This window comes from Microbulbifer sp. TB1203, from assembly GCF_030997045.1.
Classification (GTDB): Bacteria; Pseudomonadota; Gammaproteobacteria; order Pseudomonadales; family Cellvibrionaceae; genus Microbulbifer.
Genome location: NZ_CP116899.1, coordinates 933,684 through 953,842, shown reverse-complemented (window position 1 = coordinate 953,842; position 20,159 = coordinate 933,684). Strand labels below are relative to the sequence as shown.

Below are 20,159 nucleotides of genomic sequence, written 5' to 3'. Positions count from 1 at the left end.
TATTTTCCTGTCAGTTTTTCGGGGGCGGGTTTGGAGTAACCAGGTTCCACCAGAACTCGAAGGTATCCAGCAGCGACAGTAGTGTTTCAAACTGGGCTTGGTCGCCGGTTACCTTTGCCGAGCCGTCCTTTATCTTGTCTTTCATCGTGGCCGATCCCATGATGACATCATTCAGGTCACTGCGGTTGATTGTCACAGTGCTGTGGGGCTTGTCCACCGGAGTTCCATAATTGAGAACGCCGTTTTCAAGCACCAGCGAATAGTTTTCCTCCACGTCCGGCAGTGAGATATTGACGGCAATATTCTTTCCAAAGGCCTTGGGGCCGTTTAAACGAATCCCCAGAAAATCAAAGAACATTTCGATCGGCATGCTGCGGATGGTGTCCGGGCTCGCAGTTGTCGGAGCCGGAAGTTTCTCGACACCTTCCCGCAACTCCTTGGCACCACTGAGAAAAAAATTGCGCCAGGGGCCGTTCTCCTGCTGGTAACCGAGCTGCTCCAGCGCATCGGAAAGCAGGTTGCGCGCCTGTATGTTGTTCGGCTGTGCAGAAACCAGGTTGTCCAAAACTTGCACCACCCAGCGGTAGTTGCCAGCATCGAAGTCCTTCCTGGCCTGTTTGAGCACATTGTCCGCACCGCCCATATATTCGACATACTTCCCGCCGGCCTCCGCAGGTGGCAGCGGATACAGGCGCGCCGGATTGCCATCGAAAAAGCCCAGGTAGTAATTCCACACCGCCTTGGTATCGTGGTTGACACTGCCATAGTAGCCACGGTTGGCCCAATAGTTAGCCAGGTCCGGCGGCAGCTCCATCATCTCCGCCGTCTCGACCATATTGTAGCCATGGTTGGCCAGGCGCAGCGTCTGGTCGTTCAGGTACTTGTACAGGTCCCGCTGCTTCTTCAGGTGGTTGACGACATTCTCATTGCCCCAGGTTGGCCAGTGGTGCGGTGCGAAGAGAACTTCCGCTTTGTCGCCCCAGCGCTGGATAGTCTCGTTGAGGTAGCCCGACCAGGCACGGGCGTTGCGTACTTTGGCACCGCGCAAGGTATAGAGGTTGTGTAAGGTATGGGTGGCGTTCTCCGCCGCAGTTACCGCCTTCAGCTCCGGAACATAGAAATGCATTTCAGAGGGTGCTTCGGAACCCGGCGCCAGTAGGAATTCGAACGTCAGGCCATCGACTTTGATCTGCTGGCCGTTTTTGGTGACCGTGTCGGTCGGTTCGATAATAGTCACTGTACCCGGAGAGGTTCCCAGCCCCAGACCGGTCCCCAGTGTCCCCTGAGGCCCCTTGGGCAGGAGATTACCGTACATATAACTGGCGCGTCGCGACATAGTGTTGCCTGCAAAGACATTCTCACTGACCGCCTCCTCGAGAAATCCCTCGGGTGCAATGATTTTCACCTTTCCCGCCTTCACATCCTTCTCATCCACAACACCGCGCACGCCACCGTAGTGATCCACGTGACTGTGGGAGTAGATGACACCGACAACCGGTTTGTTGCCGCGATGCTTGCGATACAGGTCCAGCGATGCTTTTGCAGTCTCCGCGGAGATCAACGGGTCCATTACAACGACGCCGGTGTCGCCTTCTATAAAAGTGATATTGGACAGATCGGCACTGCGAACCTGATAGATTCGCGGCACCACTTCATACAGGCCGCCTTCAGACAGCAGCTGTAATTGACGCCACAGACTCGGGTTAACGCTGTCCGGTGCATCCTTACCTTGGGCGAAGGCGTAGGCGCTCAGATCCCAGACTGGCAGCCCCTCGTCGTTCTTGATTACACCCTTATCGGGCAGCGGCGCAATAAAACCGCGCTTGACGTCTTTGAAATCCTGCTGCTCCTCGAATGGCAGCTGCTGCTCAACAGCCGCATTCTCTTTCCTCGTGGCCTCTGTCGCGGGCTTTGACTCCTGTGCAAAACTTGTCACAGAGAGCAAAGCGGCAAGCGCCAGCCACATCCGTTTGATAATTCGTTGGGGAATCGGCATTTTCCTTCCTCCAGTGATATTCCTTAGCCCCGATGCCAGATATGACTCAGAGTTCAAACTGCACCGAGCCCCCAAAAAAATGCAGCGCGGTATCTTTGTAAGTGCCTTCCAGCCGTGGGTTGAACGGTGGACGGCCGCGCTGGTCGATGTCAATATCGCCAGACCAGACAAAGGTGTAGCCCAGATCCAGGTGGACGCCGGGGCACAGCTCCCTGCCGGCACCGAGCCCAAAACGCCAGGTCTTCCCGGTGGGTGTATCTGCGGTGACATGAGCCTCCGAGGCCATGGAGCTGTCGTAGGCGAACCCGGTAGACAGCGACCAATTCCGCAAATAGCCCCGGGAAACCAAGTGGCGCACGCCGAGGGCGAAGTGGCCGGTATCCTTGTAACCTCGACCCACTTTGATAGAGGCCTGATCCGGGTTGTCAATTTCCAGGCTGACGCCGGCGTACTCGCTCCAGTCCTGCCAGGCGACGTTGGCGTACAGGGTGGTGTTCGGTGTCAGTTCCTGCTGCAGGCTGGCGGTCGCCGTGGCGGGCACATTGAGATCGATCCCGACCCTGGTTCCGTCGAAACGCTCCACCAGCGGTTCGAACAGGGGACCGAAATTTTCCAGGGTGATCCGGTCACTGAAATCCGCCTCCACCTCCGATGTGTAGGCCAAACCAAAGGTTGTCGAGGGCACGGGCTTATAGATAACGCCCAGGTTTCCTCCGTAGCCGATATCGATATCCCGATACTTGAATTTGGCGTCCCCGGGTATCAGTCCGGCGCGGGGTGCCGACCGGTATTTGAAATAGATCCCCATTACATTCAGTCCCGCGCCGATGGAAAGGCAGGAGTTGATCTTCCAGCTCAGGGACGGAATCAAACTCATGCCGATCAGATCCACATCCTGTACAAACCGCCGTCCAGCCCAGTCGTTGTCGTAATCCAGGCCGAGACCGAAGTTGCCCGCCAGAGCGACACCCCAACCGAGGCTCTCTGTCAACCTGCCCGCCACATAGGCACCACCACCGGGAAACCATTCGATGGGATTGCCGCCGTCATTGCCGGGCACATTTGTCAGGCCGCCATCGGAAAATCCAATATCCCCGTACATCAACTGGCCCGCCAAACGCATTTCGATATCGTCCCGCCACACGGTACCAGCCGGATTCGTATAAGCAGTGGAGGCATCCTCCGGCATCGCCGCCCAACCAGCGCTGGCAGTGCCCAGGGTGGGCGTGCCGATTTCCCAGAGCATCAGCCCACCGGCATTGGCGATCGACGTCAGCAGCAGCGCCCCGGCAGCAGACACCGGCACAAGCTGTCTACACAGAAAATTGCGGCGATTCATGATCAACTCCATCTGGCGGCAACTGCCGGTTAACTCCCTTTGGGAAACAGCAACACAAAGCTAAAACGGAAGCCCCGACCCCCTATCCAGGTAGTAGCGCGGCCCCGCCTGTTTCAGGACGACACCGATGGGGCCAACACCCCACTTTTCAGTGCCCAGCTCCTGTTCGAAGTGGGCAGCAGAAAGGCCGGATACCCCGGGGGATCCCGTTCACCGGCACGGCGGGGGAAAAGAACAGGCTCTGCGTGGTATCGCCGGGGCCGGCTTCTTCCGAACTCCGGAGAAAAACATCCTCCTGGCGGATGATTGGAAGAATGGTGCGACTGATCAGGTCGGCAATGGGATTGGCCAGCTGTTTGGCTAGATCCGAGCCACTTTGTGCAAATGCCGCGGATGGCACGTAGAGCAACAACAGCAGAATTCCCCGCATTACTGTTCTCCGCTCGCACTGTTCTAAGGCAGTAGGCTCGAACAGGAAGTCTAGATAGGAAACAGAGGCTGTTGCATTCCTTTCACCTCATTAACGGGAGAAATCCGTGGCGACTGGAACGCCAGATGCCCCTGACCTACAGCTATGCGAAAGCTGATTAAAAACGGGGGCTGGAGGACGAAGGAATAAGTTGATTTGGCCGGCGGGCCGGGGCCCACCGCCAGTACAGCAGGAATTAGCGCACGCCCTCGAGAAGATGCCGGGCGATTATCAGCCGCTGGATTTCGCTGGTGCCCTCGTAGATGGTGGTAATGCGCACATCCCGCGCCATGCGTTCCAGCGGGAACTCCCGTGTGTAGCCCACACCGCCGTGCATCTGCAACGCGGTGTAGCAGGCTTCGTTGGCCTTTTCACTCGCATAGAGTTTGGCCATGGAGGCAGTGGGGCCGAAATGCATACCAGCGTCTTTCCGCCAGGCGGCCTGCATCAGCAGCAGGCGCGCGGCTTCCATTTCCGTGTATTTGTCGGCCAGCTGCCACTGCAGGCCCTGGAACTGGGCCAGCTTCTTGCCGAACTGCTCGCGCTCCTGGAGATAGGCGCGGGCGCAGTCCAATGCCTCCAGGGCGATGCCCAGCGCCAGGGAGCCGATGCCGATGCGTCCGCCGGCCAATTCACCGGCGGCGACGCGGAAGCCCTTGTTCTCTTCGCCGAGCAGGCTGGCGGCGGGTATGCGGCAGTCCGCGAAGGACACTTCGTTGGTGACCGAGGCCTTCTGGCCCATTTTTTCTTCCGCCTTGCCGATAACCAGGCCCGGTGTGCCCGCCTCCACCAGGAAGCAGGAGATGCCTTTGCCTTTCGGCGCTTCGGGGTCGGTCACCGCCCAGACCACGAAGACGCCGGCAAACTCGGCGCTGCTGATAAACAGCTTGCTGCCGTTCAACACGTAGTCGTCGCCGTCCCTTACTGCGCGGCTGCGCATGGCGGCAGCGTCGGAGCCGGAACCGGGCTCGGTGAGGCAGAAGGCGCCAGCGGCGTATTCGCCGCTGCAGATTTTCGGCAGGTATTTGCTTTTCTGCTCGTCACTGCCCACCGCCTGGATCACTTCCGCCACCATATTGGTGACCGAGGTGGTGAGGGCGGTGGAAGCGCAGCCGCGGGCCAGTTCGGTGATGGCCAGGCTGAAGGCGATGGTGCCGGCACCGGTGCCGCCGAATTCCGGGTCGATATTGATTCCCATAAAACCCAGCTCGGCCAGCTGCTTGAGCCTGTCCAGCAGCAACTGGCGGTCGGCGGTCTTGTCCAGTTCCGCGGCGACAGGCTTCAGTTCGCTGTCGGCGAAGTGACGCGCCGCCTCCTGGATCATCTGTTGCTCTTCGGTCAGTGCGAAATCCATACGGTACCTGCTTCTATTTTATTGCTTACTGAGTTGCCAACTACTTTGTGTAGAGGTTTCTCGTGCAGTGCATGCCATCCCCGGCACAACCTCAATGTGTTCGATCCAGCTCCGGCCCCGCCATCCCCGGCGGGTCGCCAACCAGCGCATCAAAGCTACGCTTTGTGTACGCACTGGCTGACCCACCGGCGCATAATGCCTTGTTGGATCGCCACGCCGAGCATAATCAAAAATAGACCGACAATGGTTGCCATATGAATCTTTTCGCCGACCAAAATCGCAATGAATAGTAAGGACAAGGGCGGTGAAAGGTAAATCAGGTTGCTGATCCGCGCGGTATTGTCACAGGCCTTCATTGCCCCCTGCCAAAACAGGAAGGCGATACCCATTTCGAACAGGCCCACGTAGACCGCCCCCAGCCATCCGGCCAGAGGCGGCCACTGCCAGCCGCCCTCCACCACCAGGGCCGCGGCCAGCCAGGGCAGCCCGCACAGAAATCCCAACAGCAGGTTTCAGCGGCTGCGCCTGTTGGGCCGGCAACAGATCGTAGGCGTAAAGCAGAATCAGATAATGAAGGCACTGGCTGCGGTGGACCAGCAGAGCACTGCGGCCAGCGCCAGTAGGTAGGCGCGGCGGTTGTGGGCGGATAGCGGGCTGCTCACCGGCTGGGGATTTTGCGTCGAAGCTACGGGGGCGGACCTGCGGCCCACTGGCCGAGCTGGGCTCGGCGCTCCCAGCTGCTATCAGCGCTTGCCACCTTTCGCCTTGGGTTCCGGGTCCGGCACCGCCACCGCGGTATCGGTTTTCACCTCCTCCATCACCACATAGGTGTGGGTCTCGCGCACCCCGGGGACGGACGCCAGTTTTTCACCGAGGAAACGGCGGTAACCGAGCATATCCTTGATACGTATCTTCACCAGGTAATCGAAGCCACCAGCAACCATATGGCACTCCTGAACCTCTTCCAATCCGGATACGTGCCGGTTGAACGCCTCCAGCGCCTCGGTGGCGGTGTCGGTCAGGCTGACCTGGATATAGACCACCAGGCCGGCGTGGACCTTGATCGGGTCCAGCAGCGCCACGTAGTCGCGAATAAAGCCCTCGCGCTCCAGGCGCTTGACCCGCTCCAGGCACGGTGTAGGGCTGAGGTTCACCCGCCGCGCCAGTTCCACATTTGGCAGACGGCCCGCGCCCTGCAAGATGCGCAGTATCTGCCGGTCAATCCGGTCCAGGTCTTCCAGTTGTCGAGACATAGCAACATATCCTACTAGTGCTTGCACTTTTCAGCGTTATATTTAACCACAAGTGACGGCAAAATGGCGATTAATCCTGAGGCATTTACCACATAATCTGGCTTATTGTTCTGGTCCTATTATTACAAGAGTTTGGGAGACCACCATGTCGACATCGTTCGCCGGAGATCTGCACAGCGCCCGCCAGCGGGCCCGACAATACCTGCACACCGACGAAAACCAGTGCGTCGGGGAGCTGCTGGCAGCCCCGCGTCCGGATGACGCATTGCGCCAGAAAATCCTCGATACCGCCCGCGAGTTGGTGCGCCACTCCCGCCAGCAGCGCAGCAAGCGCGGCACCCTGGATGCGTTCTTACAGCAGTTCGGCCTTTCCAACAAGGAGGGCGTGGCGCTGATGTGCCTGGCGGAGTCCCTGCTGCGGGTGCCGGACGCGGATACTGCTGACAAGCTGATCGCCGAGAAAGTTCATTCCGGCAACTGGTCCAGCCACCGCGGCCAGTCCGATTCGCTGTTCGTCAACGCCTCCGCCTGGGGCCTGATGCTCACCGGCAATATCGTCGAGCTGGACCCGGATATCAGCGAGAAACCCTCCTCCTTTATCAAGCGCCTGGTCAGCCGCATGGGCGAACCTATGGTGCGCGCCTCCATGATGCAGGCGATGAAGATCATGGGTGGCCAGTACGTGCTGGGCCGCACCATCGAAGAGGCGCTCAAGCGCGGCCCGGCGGAGAATGCCCCCGGCACCCGCTTTTCCTTCGACATGCTGGGGGAAGGCGCGCGCACCATGGCGGATGCCGAGCGCTATTTCAACGCCTATATGGCGGCGATCGAAACCATCGGCAAGGACAATACCCAAAAGGGTGGGGACAAGCGCGATGTGGTGGAGGCCAACGGCATCTCCATCAAACTGTCCGCCCTGCATCCGCGCTACAGCGCGCTGCAGCGGGAGCGGGTGATGACCGAGCTGCTGCCACAGGTGAAACGTCTCTGTGCAGCGGCGGCCAAGTACGACATGGGCCTCAATATTGATGCCGAGGAAGTCGATCGGCTGGACATCTCCCTGGATATTTTCGAAGCCCTGGCCCGCGATCCCAAGCTGAAGGACTGGCAGGGCCTCGGTTTCGTGCTGCAAGCCTACCAGAAGCGCGCCCCGCATGTAGCCGACTGGCTGATCGCCCTGGGCCGGGACACCGGTCGCAGGCTGATGGTGCGCCTGGTGAAGGGGGCCTACTGGGACACCGAGATCAAGCATGCCCAGCAACTGGGCCTGCCGGACTACCCGGTGTACACCCGCAAATGCCACACCGATCTCTCCTATCAGGTGTGCGCCAGGAAGCTGCTGGACGCCCGCGACGTCATCTATCCGCAGTTTGCCACCCACAACGCCTACACCGTGGGCCTGATCCTCGAACTGGCCGGCGACGCCAACGGCAATTCCAACAACAGCTACGAATTCCAGCGCCTGCACGGCATGGGCCACCTACTCTATGCCCAGATCGAAGCGGTGCACGGCAAGCGGGTACCGGTACGGGTCTACGCCCCCGTCGGCGCGCACAAGGATCTGCTGCCCTACCTGGTGCGCCGCCTGTTGGAGAACGGCGCCAACAGCTCTTTCGTCAACCGCTTTATGGACGAGAAGACCCCCGTCGAGGAACTGGTGCAGGACACCCTCGAACAGAGCGAGGCCTGCAATCCCTATCGCCACCCGCAAATCCCGCTACCGGAGGACATCTACATGGGCGCAGAGGTACTACCAAGAAAAAATTCACACGGCCTCGAACTGACCGACCCGACGGCGGTGGAACCATTGCTGGCGGCGGTGGAAAAGCTCCGCGGACGGCAATTCTCCGGTGGGCCGATTGTCGACGGCGTCATGGGCGAGGCTGAGGAGCCGGTATACAATCCGGCCACCGGCGAACTGGTGGGCCACACCGCCAACACCGACAAGCACCTGATAGACGCCGCCTACCGCTCTGCCACCGAGGCCCAGCGGAACTGGGACCGCCTGGGCGGCAATGAACGGGCGAAGATCCTCGACAGGATCGCCGAGCTCTACGAAAAACACATCCACGAACTGACCGCGCTGATCTGCCTGGAAGCCGGCCGCACACTGAACGACGGCATCTCCGAAGTGCGCGAGGCGGTGGACTTCTGCCGCTACTACGCCAACGGCGCGCGCCAGCACTTCGGCGGGCCGCAGGAACTGCCGGGCCCCACCGGCGAGAGCAACGAACTGGTCCTGGGCGGCCGCGGCGTCTTCGTCGCCATCAGCCCCTGGAACTTCCCCCTTGCGATCTTCACCGGCCAGGTGGTGGCCGGCCTGGCCGCTGGCAACGCGGTGCTCGCCAAGCCGGCGGAGCAGACTCCGCTGATCGCCGCCCGCGCCATCGAGCTGATGCACGAGGCCGGAGTACCCTCGAAGGTGCTGCACCTGATCACCGGTACCGGCGCCGCCGTGGGCAAACCGCTGATCGAAGACCCGCGCCTGGCCGGAGTGGCCTTTACCGGCTCCACCGAGACCGCGCGCCTGATCAACCAGCAGCTGGCGGCGAAAGAGGGCCCCATCATCCCGCTGATCGCCGAGACCGGCGGCCAGAATGTGATGATCGTCGACTCCACCGCGCTGCCGGAGCAGGTGGTGGACGATGTGATCCAGTCCGCCTTCCTCAGCGCCGGCCAGCGCTGTTCCGCCCTGCGCATTCTCTGCGTACAGGACGTGATCGCCGACAACCTACTGGAAATGCTCCGGGGCGCCTGCGAAGAGCTGACCCTGGGGGATCCGGCGCTGCTGGAGACCGATATCGGCCCGGTAATCGACGAGAAGGCTCTGGGCATGCTGGAAGCCCACCGCGAGCGTATGCAGAAGGAAGCCAAGCCGCTGTTCTCGTTCGATGGCGACAAGCTGCCCAAGGCGGGCACCTTCTTCGGTCCGCAGGTGGTGGAGATCGAGGATTTCTCACTGCTGAAGCGCGAGGTCTTTGGCCCCTTCCTGCACGTGGTGCGCTTCAAGGCCAGCGAGCTGGAAGACGTGATTCGCCGCATCAACGCCACCGGCTACGGCCTGACCTTCGGCCTGCACTCGCGTATCGAGGGCCGCGCCGGCGCGGTATTCAAGCGGGTGAACGTGGGCAACTGCTACGTGAACCGGGATATGGTGGGCGCGGTCGTGGGCGTAAACCCCTTCGGCGGCCAGGGCCTTTCCGGCACCGGCCCCAAGGCCGGCGGCCCTCACTACCTGTTCCGCTTCGCCAACGAGAAGACCAAGACCATCAATACGGTGGCCACCGGGGGCAACACGCAGCTGTTTAGTCTGGCGCAGTAAACTTCGGGACTCGGGACTCGGGACTCGGGACTCGGGACTCGGGACTCGGGACTCGGGTGATTGTGACCAGGAGCTTGCTTGCAAGCGAAGGGCTACGGAGCCCTGCCCTTTTCGCCTGCAAGCAGGCTCCAGCGCGAACCCGCAGCGCTGTAGATATCTCTGTCCCTACGGCGCGCCTTTGGGTCGGTGCAGCGAGGACCAGATAAGGGTGGATGTATTCGCACAATTTTTAGCCAGAAATATCTCGCTTCCGCTTGTCACTTGGTTGCCATTGCCTCCGCCGGCAGCCAGCGCCAGGGAACGGGTATCAGCCGCGGCACCCGCCGCTGGTATTCGCGGTAACGATCGCCAAAACTCCGTTCCATCTCCCGCTCTTCCAGCGACATTCCCAGCCAGATATATCCAGTCATACCCAGGGCAAACAGGAAATGTGCCAGGGTCATTATCGGCGCAAACCAGAAAGCGAGCAGAAACCCCAGATACATGGGATGCCGCACCACCCGGTAGAGGCCGGGGGTGCGAAATTCCGCCGGCGGCGTCTCCCGGTTGCGCAATTGGTCATAGGCCTGGCGCAGGCCGAGGAACCCGAAGTGGTCCAGCAGTAAAGTGCTGCTGAACACCAGCAGCCAGCCCAGCCAGCCCAGGCTTATCAACAGCGGCGCCCAAGAGGTCCCGCGCAGATCCCACAACACATCTCCCAGCGGCCGCCATTGCCACACCAGCAGCAACAGGGCCGCGCTGGAAAGCAGCAGGTAGGTGCTGCGCTCCAGGGGCTCGGGCACCAGGCGTGTCCACAGCGATTTAAATCCCCGCCGCGCCATTACACTGTGCTGCAGCGCGAACAGCGCCAACAGCCCCAGGTCGATCAGCAGCGCATACCAGATCGGGGTATAAACACCGGAATTAATGGACTTGGGGACCAGGGTGTTGGTTACAAAACCGACAAGATAGAAAACCGTCAGTACTGACAGAAAATAACAAATCAATCCGTAGAAAAAAAATATCCGTCTCATAAGCTCCCTCCAAAATGCTCTGTTATCCCTAACCTCCCTCACCGGCAACCCCAAAAAACCGCCGGCAACATGGCGCCAGATTAAGCCTCTAGAGGCTGTGCGGCAAGTCATACGTCGCAACAAAACAGCAATTAAGCAGGTATGGCAAAGTACTAATATAGTACGAATAAGCTTGCCCATCGGGCAGCGTAAAATCTGTCTTTACTTTGTGGGAGAAAACAAATCCACAGACTGCCGGAGCAATATGCCAATGGATGGCTGCACCCTGATTCGCGCCCCCCTTCTCCACCCCGCGGGTCCGGTGGCACTCGCCGAGCGCGATCTGCTGTTCACCGCGGTCCTGGTGATGCTGATCGTGATCGTTCCGGTATTCACCATGGCCTTCCTGTTTGCCTGGCGCTATCGCGCCTCCGGAGGCAGAGGGCGCTACACTCCCGAGTGGTCCTACTCAGCAAAGATCGACGCGATTATCTGGCTTGTGCCCGCGGCCATCGTAGCGACCCTGGGCTATCTGCTATGGAACGAGACGCACAGGCTCGACCCCTACCGGCAACTGGACCCGGGCGCCGAGACACTCGAAGTGGAGGTTGTCGCCCAGAACTGGAAATGGCTGTTTATCTACCCCGAGCTGGGTATCGCCGCCGTCAATGAATTGGCCTTTCCCAGCGGCCGGCCACTCAGCCTGAAAATCACCTCCGACACGGTTATGAACTCCTTTTTCATCCCCGCCCTGGGCGGCCAGATTTACGCCATGGCGGGCATGCGGACACGACTCAACCTGCTCGCCGACAAGCCCGGCTGCTTTCGGGGCAGGAATATGCAGTACAGTGGGGACGGCTTTCCCGAGCAGCACTTCAAAGCACTCGCCCTGCCCCGGAAAGACTTCGACTCCTGGGTTGCCAATGTCAGGAAATCACCCCAAACACTGGACCGGGCCACTTACAGGGCACTTGCCGCTCCCAGTATCGGTCATCCGGTCAGCTATTATTCCGACGTCACACCGAATCTGTTCGACAGCATTATCGAGAAATATACCGGCGGGCATCCGGAGTAAGCCATGGAGATGCGGATACTGGGAAGACTGACCGCCGATGCCCTGCCCTTTTATAGCTGGGTCGCGGTAGGGGGTGCGGTTGTTACAGTGCTCGGCTTCCTGACCGTTGTGGGCGTGATCACCTGGCTCGGCAAATGGCGCTACCTGTGGAATGAGTGGCTGACCAGCCTCGACCACAAGCGCATCGGCATCATGTATGTGGTGGTGGCCCTGGTGATGCTCCTGCGTGGATTTGTGGACGCGATCATGATGCGCGCCCAGCAGGCATTCGCGCTCAATTCCGACGGCTACCTGCCGCCGGAACACTTCGACCAGATCTTCAGCTCCCACGGCACCATCATGATCTTTTTTATGGCGATGCCGTTCCTGACCGGGCTGATCAATATCATCGTCCCACAGCAGATCGGCGCCCGCGACGTCGCCTTCCCGTTTATGAATTCCGTCAGCCTGTGGCTGACCGCCGCCGGCGCCAGCCTGGTTTTGGTATCGCTGGTGATCGGAAGGTTTTCCACCGCGGGCTGGAGCGGCTATCCCCCCTACTCCGGCCCGGAGTACAACCCGGGTGTGGGCGTCGATTACTGGATATGGGCGATACAGGCCAGCGGCATCGGCACGACGCTCTCCGGTATCAATTTCATCGTCACCATACTCAAGCGGCGGACCCCGGGGATGAGACTGATGCGCATGCCGCTGTTCTGCTGGACAGCGCTGGCCTCCAGTATCCTGATGATCTTCGCCTTTCCCGCCCTCACCGTGGCCACCGCCACACTGGCGCTGGACCGCATATTCGGCATGCATTTTTTTACCAATGCCGGAGGCGGCAACATGATGAACTACACCAACCTGTTCTGGATTTGGGGACATCCGGAGGTCTATATCCTGATTCTGCCGGCCTTCGGTATCTATTCCGAGGTTGTCGCCAACTTTTCCGCCAAGCGCCTGTTCGGCTATACCTCCCTGGTGTACGCCACCATGACGATCGCCCTGCTGTCCTTTACCGTATGGCTGCACCATTTCTTTACCATGGGCGCCAGTGCCAACGTCAATGCGTTTTTCGGTATCGCCACCATGGTGATCGCCGTTCCCACCGGAGTGAAGGTCTTCGACTGGCTGATGACCATGTTTCGCGGGCGCATCACTTTTCACCCGTCGATGCTTTGGACCCTCGGCTTTATTGTCACCTTCGTGATCGGCGGCATGACGGGGGTTCTACTCGCCCTGCCGCCGGTGAATTACCTGGTGCACAACTCCACCTTCCTGGTGGCGCACTTCCACAATATGCTGATTCCCGGCGCGCTGTTTGGTTATTTCGCCGGTTATATGTACTGGTTTCCCAAGGCCTTCGGTTTCACCCTGGACGCCCACTGGGGCAAACGCGCCTTCTGGTGCTGGATCATCGGTTTCTACCTGGCCTTTATGCCACTCTATGTTCTGGGCTTTATGGGCATGGCGCGGCGCACCGAGCACTATGACATCGCCGCATGGCAGCCCTTGCTGATTGTTGCGGCCCTGGGGGCACTGGTGGTGTTGGCCGGTATTACCAGCCTTGTGATTCAACTGATTACCAGTATCGGCAACCGGGACAATGCCCGGGACTTGACCGGCGATCCCTGGGACGGGCGCACCCTGGAATGGCTCACAGCCTCCCCGCCCGCACCCTACAATTTCGCCATTCTGCCGCAGGTGCGGGATATCGATGCTTTCCACGATATGAAACGCCGCGGTGTCGCCTATTCCAGGCCGGAGCGGTATGAAGACATACTGCTGCCGAAAAACACTGGCGCCGGTGTATTGCTCGGAGGGCTCGCCTTCACCTTCGGCTTCGCCGTAGTCTGGCATATCTGGTGGGCGGCCATCGCCGCACTGATCGCCATTCTCGGCACAGCCGTGGCGCGCAGTTTCCGCGACAAAACCGAATTCCGCCTGCCCGCCAGCGAAGTGAAGGAAATCGAGGACCGGCGCTTCCGGGATCTCGCCAAGGGGGGAGCGATATGAGCCTCGCCGCGGAAGAGACGGCTCTGCTACCGGAAGCCGACGCCTACGAGCAAAGGGCCTTCGGATTCTGGCTCTACCTGATGAGCGACGCGATTATTTTTGCACTTTTGTTTGCCACCTATCTGGTGATGATGGGCAATACCGCCGGCGGTCCGGCCGGCAGCGACCTGTTCAGCCTGCCCCATACCCTCGGCGAAACCCTACTGCTGCTCACCAGCAGCCTCACCTTCGGCCTCGCCTCGCTGGCGATGGATGCCGGCAGGCGACCGCAGCTTCTGGCCTGGCTGGCAGTTACCTTTGTGCTGGGCCTGGGCTTTGTGGCGATGGAAATCCGCGAGTTCCACGGCATGATCATCCAGGGCGCGGGGCCGGATCGCAGCGGATTCCTGTCCGCCTTTTTTACCCTGGTGGGCACCCACGGGCTGCACGTAAGCGCGGGTCTGGTCTTTATCCTGGTGATGATTATGCAAGTGATAGTCAAAGGGCTGAGCCAGCCGGTGAGTTCGCGCCTGTTGCGACTCGGCCTCTTCTGGCATTTCCTGGATATTGTGTGGATCGGTATTTTTTCCGCAGTCTATCTGCCGGGAATTCTGTGATATGGAAAACACTGAAGTGGCCGCGGGCCGCAAATTGAAATCCTATCTGGCCGGTTATGGGCTGGCGCTTGTGCTGACGGCAATCCCCTTCGGAATCGCCGCCACCGGTTTCCTGCCCAGAGGTACCGCCCTTTTCGCAATTGGCGCTGCCGCGCTCATTCAGGTGCTGGTTCACCTGCGTTACTTCCTGCAGCTGCGCCTGCGCTCCGCTTCGCCAGAGAGGCTCCTGGCCACTGCCTTCGCCGCCGTCCTGATTGTAATTATGATCGGCGGCAGCTTATGGATCATGTTCAATCTGCATTACCGAATGTGGGTCTGACGCGGTTTACCAATTCGCCCGGCGAACACAAGCCTCTGCGGAGCCAACAAAAGAAGCCTGGATCTTTGCCCGGCTCAAGCCAAGTCCTGTGAGATCGAAGGCCAGGTTCTTCAATTCAGCACCCGGTACCCCCGGCCACGCAGACAGTTCTTCGCAATACGGTTGGCTTCGGAGTGCGCGCTGCCCACTCCGGAGACACCGCCGATAATGGCGCCGGTACCCGCCCCGGCCACCGCGGCGCGACTGGAGTCGCCGATAATCGCGCCCAGGGCGCCGCCCAACAGTGCCCCGCCAGCGGCGCGGGCGATACCCCGGCGCCCCTCATCGCGGCGCGCAGCCATGGCCAGTCCTTTGCAGTCCGCCAGGTCCAGCTGGTATTGGCGCATATTTACACCATAGGTATCGATCACGATATTCCCGGCTCCCGGCACCTGTTCCTGCTGAGTGGCGCAGCCGAATGCCATCAATACACTAAGACTCAAAGTGGCCGCTGTTCCAAATTTCATTTGACGCTCCTCCAAACCTCTACCTCTGCGCCGGTGCTCGCGCCGCAGAAATGTCGCGTATGTACTCATTAGGTTTAGTAGTTGGTTGAAGTTAGCGCCAGCGGGGTGGGGGGAAAACGGTGACTGGTTAGACACAGTGTTGTTAGTAGCCGGGAATCTGTGTAGGAGCGGCCGTTGGCCGCGATCGGCCACGGCTTTGTAACCAGGAGTTGGCGGGCCTGCGGCCCGCAAGCCGAGCTGGAGCTCGGCGCTGACTCGCGCCATCCCTGGCACTCACCCTTCGGGCGCCTTCGGCGTCCAAATCGGCTATCCTGCCGATTTGTCCCGGGAACCGCTCCTACAGGGTGTTTTTCGCGCTGGTGGGAGAGAAGATGGCATTGTTGCCGCCAGTAAACTGGGTGAGTAGCTCCTGCCAGCGCCCATTCACCCGGGAGAATTTCTCCTCGCGCACATGGCCGTAACCACGCACCTGCTGCGGCAGCTCCAGCAGTTCCAGCGCCGTGGAAAAATTGTCCACCCGCAGCCGGTCGGCGATGAGAATGACCGCCCGCTCGACCTGCCGCGCCCAGCGGCGTTCTGCGCGGCGCTCGCCCGTGTAGCCGAACAGGTCGAACACGGTGCCGCGCAGAACTTTACCCTTCGCCAGCAGCGGCATCAGTTTTCCCAGCCAGGGACCCAGAGTAATCTTCCTGATGCGACCGCTGGCATCCGGGCGCGCAATCAGTGGCGGCGCCATATGGAAGCGCAGTCGGTAGTCGCCGGTAAAGGTCTCCCGTAACTGACGCTGGAAGTCCTCACCGCTGTATAATCGCGCCACCTCGTACTCGTCCTTGTAGGCCATGGCCTTGTACAGGCTGTTGGCGGCGGCGCGGGTCAGGCGGCCGTCGCTGTGGGGCAATTGCCGCTCGCTGCGGTGCAGTTTCTCCACAGCTCGGGCAAAACAGCGCGCATAGGCGGCGCTCTGGTATTGGGTGAGTTCTGCGGCCAGGCGCGCGATCAACTGCTCCACCGTCTCCCGTGGCTCCAACAGCTTGACCGGCTGCGCCGGTACCGCCAGCCGCTCCACTGCGCTGGGATTTTCCGCGAGCAGCCGGCCGGCGCGGAACGCGCGCAGGTTGTTTTCCACCGCCACCCCGTTCAGCTCAATGGCTCGCTCCAGCGCGGACTCGCCGATGGGCAGCAGGCCCTGCTGGCAGGCATAGCCCAGGATCATCAGGTTGCTGGCAACGGTATCGCCAAAGAGCGCCTGGGCGTATCTGTTGGCATCGAAGGCGAAATACTCCGCGCACAGAGACTCGATACTCTCCCGCGTTGCATCAGCGGGAAACGCCAGTTCATTGTCGCGGACAAAAGCCGCCACCGGCACTTCGGCGGTGTTCACCAGCGCGCGCATTTTACCTTCGGCGAACTTGGGCCTCTGGCTGGCGGCGGTGACCATATCGCAACCGAGCAGCAGTTCGGCAGCACCGTCGCGAATACGCGCAGTGGTGATATTTTCCGGGCGCTGTGCCACTTTCACATGCGCGACCACGGCACCGTTCTTCTGCGACAGGCCGGTGAAATACAGGGTGGTGCTGCCCTTTTCCTCCAGGTGCGCAGCCATACCCAATAATGCGGCCACTGTGAGCACACCGCTGCCACCGATACCGGCCACCAGGATGCTCAGCGGTCGCTCCAGGTCCGCCTGCGGCGCCGGAGGCAGCTCGGCAATGGCCGCGTCCAGGGACTGGGCCAGGGACTGCACCGGCGGCTTCTTCAGTTCACCGCCCTCGACGCTGACAAAGCTGGGGCAAAAGCCGTCTGCGCAGCGCATATCCTTGTTGCAGCTGGACTGGTTCACCTGCCGCTTGCGGCCGAATTCAGTTTCCAATGGTTCCACCGCAATACAGCTGGACTGCACGCTGCAATCGCCACAGCCCTCGCAGACCCGGTGGTTGATCAGCAGCCGGGTGGACGGATCGGCCATCTGCTTTTTCTTGCGCCGGCGGCGCTTTTCCGCCGCGCACACCTGCTCGTAGATAATCGCGGTCACGCCCTGCACTTCGCGCAGGCGGCGCTGCACCGCGTCCAGTTCCGAGCGGGGCAATATCTGTACCGCCGCGGGCAGTTGCCTGCGATGCTTGTGCCAATAGTCCGGATTTTCACTGAGCAAAAAGACGTCGCGCACCCCCTCGGCGAGCAATTGCGCGGCGAGACTGGGGGCGCTGACCTCGCCGTCGGCGGGCTGCCCGCCAGTCATCGCCACTGCGTCGTTGAGCAGGATCTTGTAAGTGATATTGACCCTGCTCGCCACCGCCTGGCGGATCGCCAGCAGGCCGGAGTGGTTGTAGGTGCCGTCGCCCATATTCTGGAAAATATGCCCGGCACTGGAGAAGCGGTGCAGACCCACCCACTGCGCGCCCTCGCCGCCCATATGGGAATAGGTATCGGTGCGCAGTCCCTTGCCCAGGGCCATGATATGGCAGCCGATGCCGGCGCTGCCCAGGCTGCCCTCGGGCAGTTGGGTGGAGGTGTTGTGCGGGCAGCCCGCACAGAAAATCGGTTCGCGGACGAGCAGTCCATTGGCTTTCGCCGGAATATTTCCACCCAGCTTCTCCGCCAGTGGAATGAGTTTCTCGCCCAGCTCGGTATCCGCCAACCAACGGGCGATGGCCACCGCCACCCGGTCCGGGCCGAAACCCCAGATGGCCGGCAGCAGGTCGTCTCCGTTCAGGTCTTTCTTACCCACCACTTTCGGGCGCCGCTCGTCCGCCCAGCCGTAGAGCAGGTTTTTCAGCTGCCCCTCCACCAGTGGGCGCTTCTCCTCCACCACCAGCAGCCGTTCCATACCGTCGGCAAATCCACCGATACCCCTGGGCTCCAGTGGCCAGCTCATGGCCACCTTATAGATGGAGATACCCGCATCCCGCAGATCGCGCTCGGAGAGATTCAGCAGTTCCAGTGCCTCGAGCAGGTCGCCGTGAGCCTTGCCCACGGTAATGATCCCAAAGCGCTTTTTCGGCGCGGAAACGACGGTTTTGTCCAGCCCGTTGGCGTAGGCAAAAGCCTGCGCCGCGGGTAGCCGCTCTTCCAGCATGCGGCGCTCGTATTCCAGCCGCTCCGCCGGCCAGTTCAGCTTGGGGTCGTAATTGAGGCCGTGGGGCGGGATGGGAAAATCCGGTCGGACAAACTGTGGGAGTCCCGGCACCGCAATGGAAGCGCCCGCTTCCACGGTTTCGGTAATGGCCTTGAAGCCCACCCAGAGGCCGGAAAAACGCGACAGGGCGATACCCGCCAGGCCCAGGGTCAGGTACTCGTCGATGGTTGCGGGAAACAGCAATGGCATCATCACCGACTCGAAAATCTGGTCGGTGTTGTGGGAAAACATGGAGGATTCCGCGGTATGGTCGTCGCCACACAGGGCCAGCACGCCGCCCAGCCTGGAGGTGCCCTGCACATTTGCCTGGCGGAAGACGTCCGCGCTGCGGTCAACGCCGTGGCCCTTGCCGTACCAGATGGCGAAAACACCGTCGCGGGTGGCCTGCTGGCGATAGTGGTCGAGCAGTTGGGTGCCCCAGATGTTGGTGGCCCCCAGGTCCTCGTTGATACCGGGCTCGAAGTGGATATCCCGCTCGGCGAGCAGGGATTTGCGCCGCCAGAGCGCTTGGTCGTAACCTCCCAGGGGCGAGCCGCGGTAGCCGGATATAAACCCGGCGGTGTTGTGCCCGGCGCACTCGTCCAGTTGCTTCTGCATGATCGGCAACCGCACCAGGGCGTCGATACCGGTGAGGAACACCCGGCCCGACTCGCGGGTGAACGCGGATTTCAGGGAGTAGTCGCGATCAAAGCCCAGCTCCAAATCGCCTTCGACCATCGCCATGGATACCACCTGCTTATGATTATTGATCTGCGGGTAAAATTAACACCCGTCGGCGAAGCAGGTCATACCAAATTCACCCCTACTAGGGCATAATAGGGACACAAGTCACCATACACGTTCAAAAACTCGCAATTAATCGCCCTATTGAGATCGGTTTCGAGAAGGTGTAGCCGTCGCCCCCTGGCGCCGATTTCCTTCTGGAATGCACCTCGCTGGCCAGTCCGAAGGGGTGGAAGTATAGTTAGCAATTGGCCGTGTAGCGGGGACGGCCGATTACAAGAGACAACGGAAAGGTTTATGGCCTATTTACTCGACGCCATCGACAAGAAGATCCTGGAAATTTTGCAACAGGACGCCACCATCCCCAATATCGAACTGGCGGAGAAAGTCTGCCTCTCCCCCTCCCCCTGCTCCCGCCGGGTGAAAAACCTGCACGAACAGGGTTTTATCAAGCGCGCGGTCACCCTGCTGGAACCGGAAAAGGTCGGCCTGCCGGTGAGCGTATTCATCCAGGTCACCCTGAACCACCAGGTAAAGAAGGAACTGCAGGACTTCGAGAAAACCATCGGCCAGTGGCCGGAAGTGATGGAGTGCTACCTGATGACCGGCGACTTCGACTACCTGTTGCGGGTGGTGGTGCCGAATCTGCAGGCGTACCAGGAATTCCTGGATAAAAAACTCACTGAACTGCCCGGCATCGACCATATCAAGAGCAGCTTTTCCCTCAAGCAGGTGCGCTACCGCACTGAGCTGCCGCTGGAGCAGTTGCTGGAACGGGGCTGATCAGCGGCGGAAGAGACTGACAATCACGCTGAGTACAATACTCAGAATGATCATCGAGGTAATGGGAATAAACACCTTGCTGCGCGGGGATTCGATACGGATATCGCCGGGCAGCCGACCGAACCAGTTGAACAGCCAGGGGGCGTAGTGCAGCAATACGCCCGTGGCGATCAGCAGGCAGCCCGCCAGAATCAGCCATTTGGCCATTATTCAATCCCTCTCCAGCGATCTTTTTCCTTATTGTAGGATGGGCAAAGCTCAGCGTGCCCATCCTACGATACTAGTGTGGTGTAAGGTACTA

16 protein-coding genes are annotated in these 20,159 nt (G+C 60.5%); 6 read left to right on the top strand and 10 right to left on the bottom strand.

Going from position 1 to position 20,159, the window contains the following annotated elements; all coding sequences use genetic code 11:
- Positions 1 to 10: 10 nt before the first annotated feature.
- The 6 genes from PP263_RS04130 to PP263_RS04105 form a co-directional block, all read right to left on the bottom strand.
- Positions 11 to 1,996 (bottom strand): alkyl sulfatase dimerization domain-containing protein, encoded by a 1,986-nt coding sequence (locus PP263_RS04130; protein WP_308367101.1) that lies wholly within the window; start codon positions 1,994 to 1,996, stop codon positions 11 to 13.
- Between the two features lie 46 nt (positions 1,997 to 2,042).
- Positions 2,043 to 3,335 carry an outer membrane protein transport protein gene (locus tag PP263_RS04125; RefSeq protein ID WP_308367100.1) on the bottom strand — a complete coding sequence of 431 codons (1,293 nt, stop codon included), beginning with the start codon at positions 3,333 to 3,335 and terminating at the stop codon, positions 2,043 to 2,045.
- A 148-nt stretch (positions 3,336 to 3,483) separates the two neighbouring features.
- Positions 3,484 to 3,765, bottom strand: a complete 282-nt coding sequence (locus tag PP263_RS04120) for a hypothetical protein (RefSeq protein WP_308367099.1) — start codon at positions 3,763 to 3,765, stop codon at positions 3,484 to 3,486.
- A 235-nt stretch (positions 3,766 to 4,000) separates the two neighbouring features.
- Positions 4,001 to 5,158 (bottom strand): acyl-CoA dehydrogenase family protein, encoded by a 1,158-nt coding sequence (locus PP263_RS04115; protein ID WP_308367098.1) that lies wholly within the window; start codon positions 5,156 to 5,158, stop codon positions 4,001 to 4,003.
- Positions 5,159 to 5,313: 155 nt separating this feature from the next.
- A complete protein-coding gene (locus tag PP263_RS04110) occupies positions 5,314 to 5,661 on the bottom strand; it encodes a DMT family transporter (RefSeq protein WP_308367097.1) in 348 nt (115 codons plus the stop codon).
- 240 nt (positions 5,662 to 5,901) lie between these two features.
- Positions 5,902 to 6,411, bottom strand: a complete 510-nt coding sequence (locus PP263_RS04105; RefSeq protein WP_308367096.1) for an Lrp/AsnC ligand binding domain-containing protein — start codon at positions 6,409 to 6,411, stop codon at positions 5,902 to 5,904.
- A 145-nt stretch (positions 6,412 to 6,556) separates the two neighbouring features.
- Between PP263_RS04105 and putA the strand changes: the two genes are divergently transcribed.
- Entirely contained in the window at positions 6,557 to 9,733 is a 3,177-nt protein-coding gene (gene putA / locus PP263_RS04100; protein ID WP_308367095.1) for a bifunctional proline dehydrogenase/L-glutamate gamma-semialdehyde dehydrogenase PutA, read from the top strand.
- A gap of 257 nt (positions 9,734 to 9,990) precedes the next feature.
- Here the strand turns inward: putA and mddA are convergent, their stop codons facing one another.
- Positions 9,991 to 10,746, bottom strand: a complete 756-nt coding sequence (mddA, locus tag PP263_RS04095) for a methanethiol S-methyltransferase (RefSeq protein ID WP_308367094.1) — start codon at positions 10,744 to 10,746, stop codon at positions 9,991 to 9,993.
- 244 nt (positions 10,747 to 10,990) lie between these two features.
- Here mddA and cyoA point away from each other — a divergent pair, with 244 nt between their 5' ends.
- The 4 genes from cyoA to cyoD are packed head-to-tail and all read left to right on the top strand — an operon-like array spanning position 10,991 to position 14,710.
- Positions 10,991 to 11,800, top strand: a complete 810-nt coding sequence (gene cyoA, locus PP263_RS04090; RefSeq protein WP_308367093.1) for a ubiquinol oxidase subunit II — start codon at positions 10,991 to 10,993, stop codon at positions 11,798 to 11,800.
- 3 nt (positions 11,801 to 11,803) lie between these two features.
- Positions 11,804 to 13,795, top strand: a complete 1,992-nt coding sequence (gene cyoB / locus PP263_RS04085) for a cytochrome o ubiquinol oxidase subunit I (RefSeq protein ID WP_308367092.1) — start codon at positions 11,804 to 11,806, stop codon at positions 13,793 to 13,795.
- Positions 13,792 to 14,391, top strand: a complete 600-nt coding sequence (gene cyoC / locus PP263_RS04080; protein WP_308367091.1) for a cytochrome o ubiquinol oxidase subunit III — start codon at positions 13,792 to 13,794, stop codon at positions 14,389 to 14,391. Before cyoB ends, cyoC begins: the two co-directional genes overlap by 4 nt.
- Position 14,392: 1 nt before the next feature.
- Positions 14,393 to 14,710, top strand: a complete 318-nt coding sequence (cyoD, locus tag PP263_RS04075; protein WP_308367090.1) for a cytochrome o ubiquinol oxidase subunit IV — start codon at positions 14,393 to 14,395, stop codon at positions 14,708 to 14,710.
- Between the two features lie 110 nt (positions 14,711 to 14,820).
- On the opposite strand, the gene PP263_RS04070 is transcribed toward cyoD, so the two are convergent.
- Positions 14,821 to 15,216, bottom strand: a complete 396-nt coding sequence (locus PP263_RS04070; protein WP_308367089.1) for a glycine zipper family protein — start codon at positions 15,214 to 15,216, stop codon at positions 14,821 to 14,823.
- A gap of 337 nt (positions 15,217 to 15,553) precedes the next feature.
- Positions 15,554 to 19,075 carry an indolepyruvate ferredoxin oxidoreductase family protein gene (locus tag PP263_RS04065; RefSeq protein ID WP_308367088.1) on the bottom strand — a complete coding sequence of 1,174 codons (3,522 nt, stop codon included), beginning with the start codon at positions 19,073 to 19,075 and terminating at the stop codon, positions 15,554 to 15,556.
- A 297-nt stretch (positions 19,076 to 19,372) separates the two neighbouring features.
- Between PP263_RS04065 and PP263_RS04060 the strand changes: the two genes are divergently transcribed.
- Complete coding sequence (locus PP263_RS04060; protein ID WP_183463559.1) at positions 19,373 to 19,858, top strand: Lrp/AsnC family transcriptional regulator; 486 nt, start codon at positions 19,373 to 19,375, stop codon at positions 19,856 to 19,858.
- Here PP263_RS04060 and PP263_RS04055 read toward each other — a convergent pair whose 3' ends face one another.
- Entirely contained in the window at positions 19,859 to 20,065 is a 207-nt protein-coding gene (locus tag PP263_RS04055; RefSeq protein ID WP_308367087.1) for a DUF2905 domain-containing protein, read from the bottom strand.
- Between the last annotated feature and the right edge of the window lie 94 nt (positions 20,066 to 20,159).

Excerpts from the sequence above, each read along its gene's own strand:
- PP263_RS04120 (WP_308367099.1), bottom strand. The coding sequence starts at position 3,765 with ATGCGGGGAATTCTGCTGTTGTTGCTCTACGTGCCATCCGCGGCATTT.
- cyoA (WP_308367093.1), top strand. The coding sequence starts at position 10,991 with ATGCCAATGGATGGCTGCACCCTGATTCGCGCCCCCCTTCTCCACCCC.
- cyoD (WP_308367090.1), top strand. The coding sequence starts at position 14,393 with ATGGAAAACACTGAAGTGGCCGCGGGCCGCAAATTGAAATCCTATCTG.
- cyoC (WP_308367091.1), top strand. The coding sequence starts at position 13,792 with ATGAGCCTCGCCGCGGAAGAGACGGCTCTGCTACCGGAAGCCGACGCC.
- PP263_RS04115 (WP_308367098.1), bottom strand. The coding sequence starts at position 5,158 with ATGGATTTCGCACTGACCGAAGAGCAACAGATGATCCAGGAGGCGGCG.
- PP263_RS04060 (WP_183463559.1), top strand. The coding sequence starts at position 19,373 with ATGGCCTATTTACTCGACGCCATCGACAAGAAGATCCTGGAAATTTTG.
- PP263_RS04065 (WP_308367088.1), bottom strand. The coding sequence starts at position 19,075 with ATGGCGATGGTCGAAGGCGATTTGGAGCTGGGCTTTGATCGCGACTAC.
- PP263_RS04070 (WP_308367089.1), bottom strand. The coding sequence starts at position 15,216 with ATGAAATTTGGAACAGCGGCCACTTTGAGTCTTAGTGTATTGATGGCA.
- putA (WP_308367095.1), top strand. The coding sequence starts at position 6,557 with ATGTCGACATCGTTCGCCGGAGATCTGCACAGCGCCCGCCAGCGGGCC.
- PP263_RS04055 (WP_308367087.1), bottom strand. The coding sequence starts at position 20,065 with ATGGCCAAATGGCTGATTCTGGCGGGCTGCCTGCTGATCGCCACGGGC.
- cyoB (WP_308367092.1), top strand. The coding sequence starts at position 11,804 with ATGGAGATGCGGATACTGGGAAGACTGACCGCCGATGCCCTGCCCTTT.
- mddA (WP_308367094.1), bottom strand. The coding sequence starts at position 10,746 with ATGAGACGGATATTTTTTTTCTACGGATTGATTTGTTATTTTCTGTCA.
- PP263_RS04105 (WP_308367096.1), bottom strand. The coding sequence starts at position 6,411 with ATGTCTCGACAACTGGAAGACCTGGACCGGATTGACCGGCAGATACTG.
- PP263_RS04130 (WP_308367101.1), bottom strand. The coding sequence starts at position 1,996 with ATGCCGATTCCCCAACGAATTATCAAACGGATGTGGCTGGCGCTTGCC.
- PP263_RS04125 (WP_308367100.1), bottom strand. The coding sequence starts at position 3,335 with ATGAATCGCCGCAATTTTCTGTGTAGACAGCTTGTGCCGGTGTCTGCT.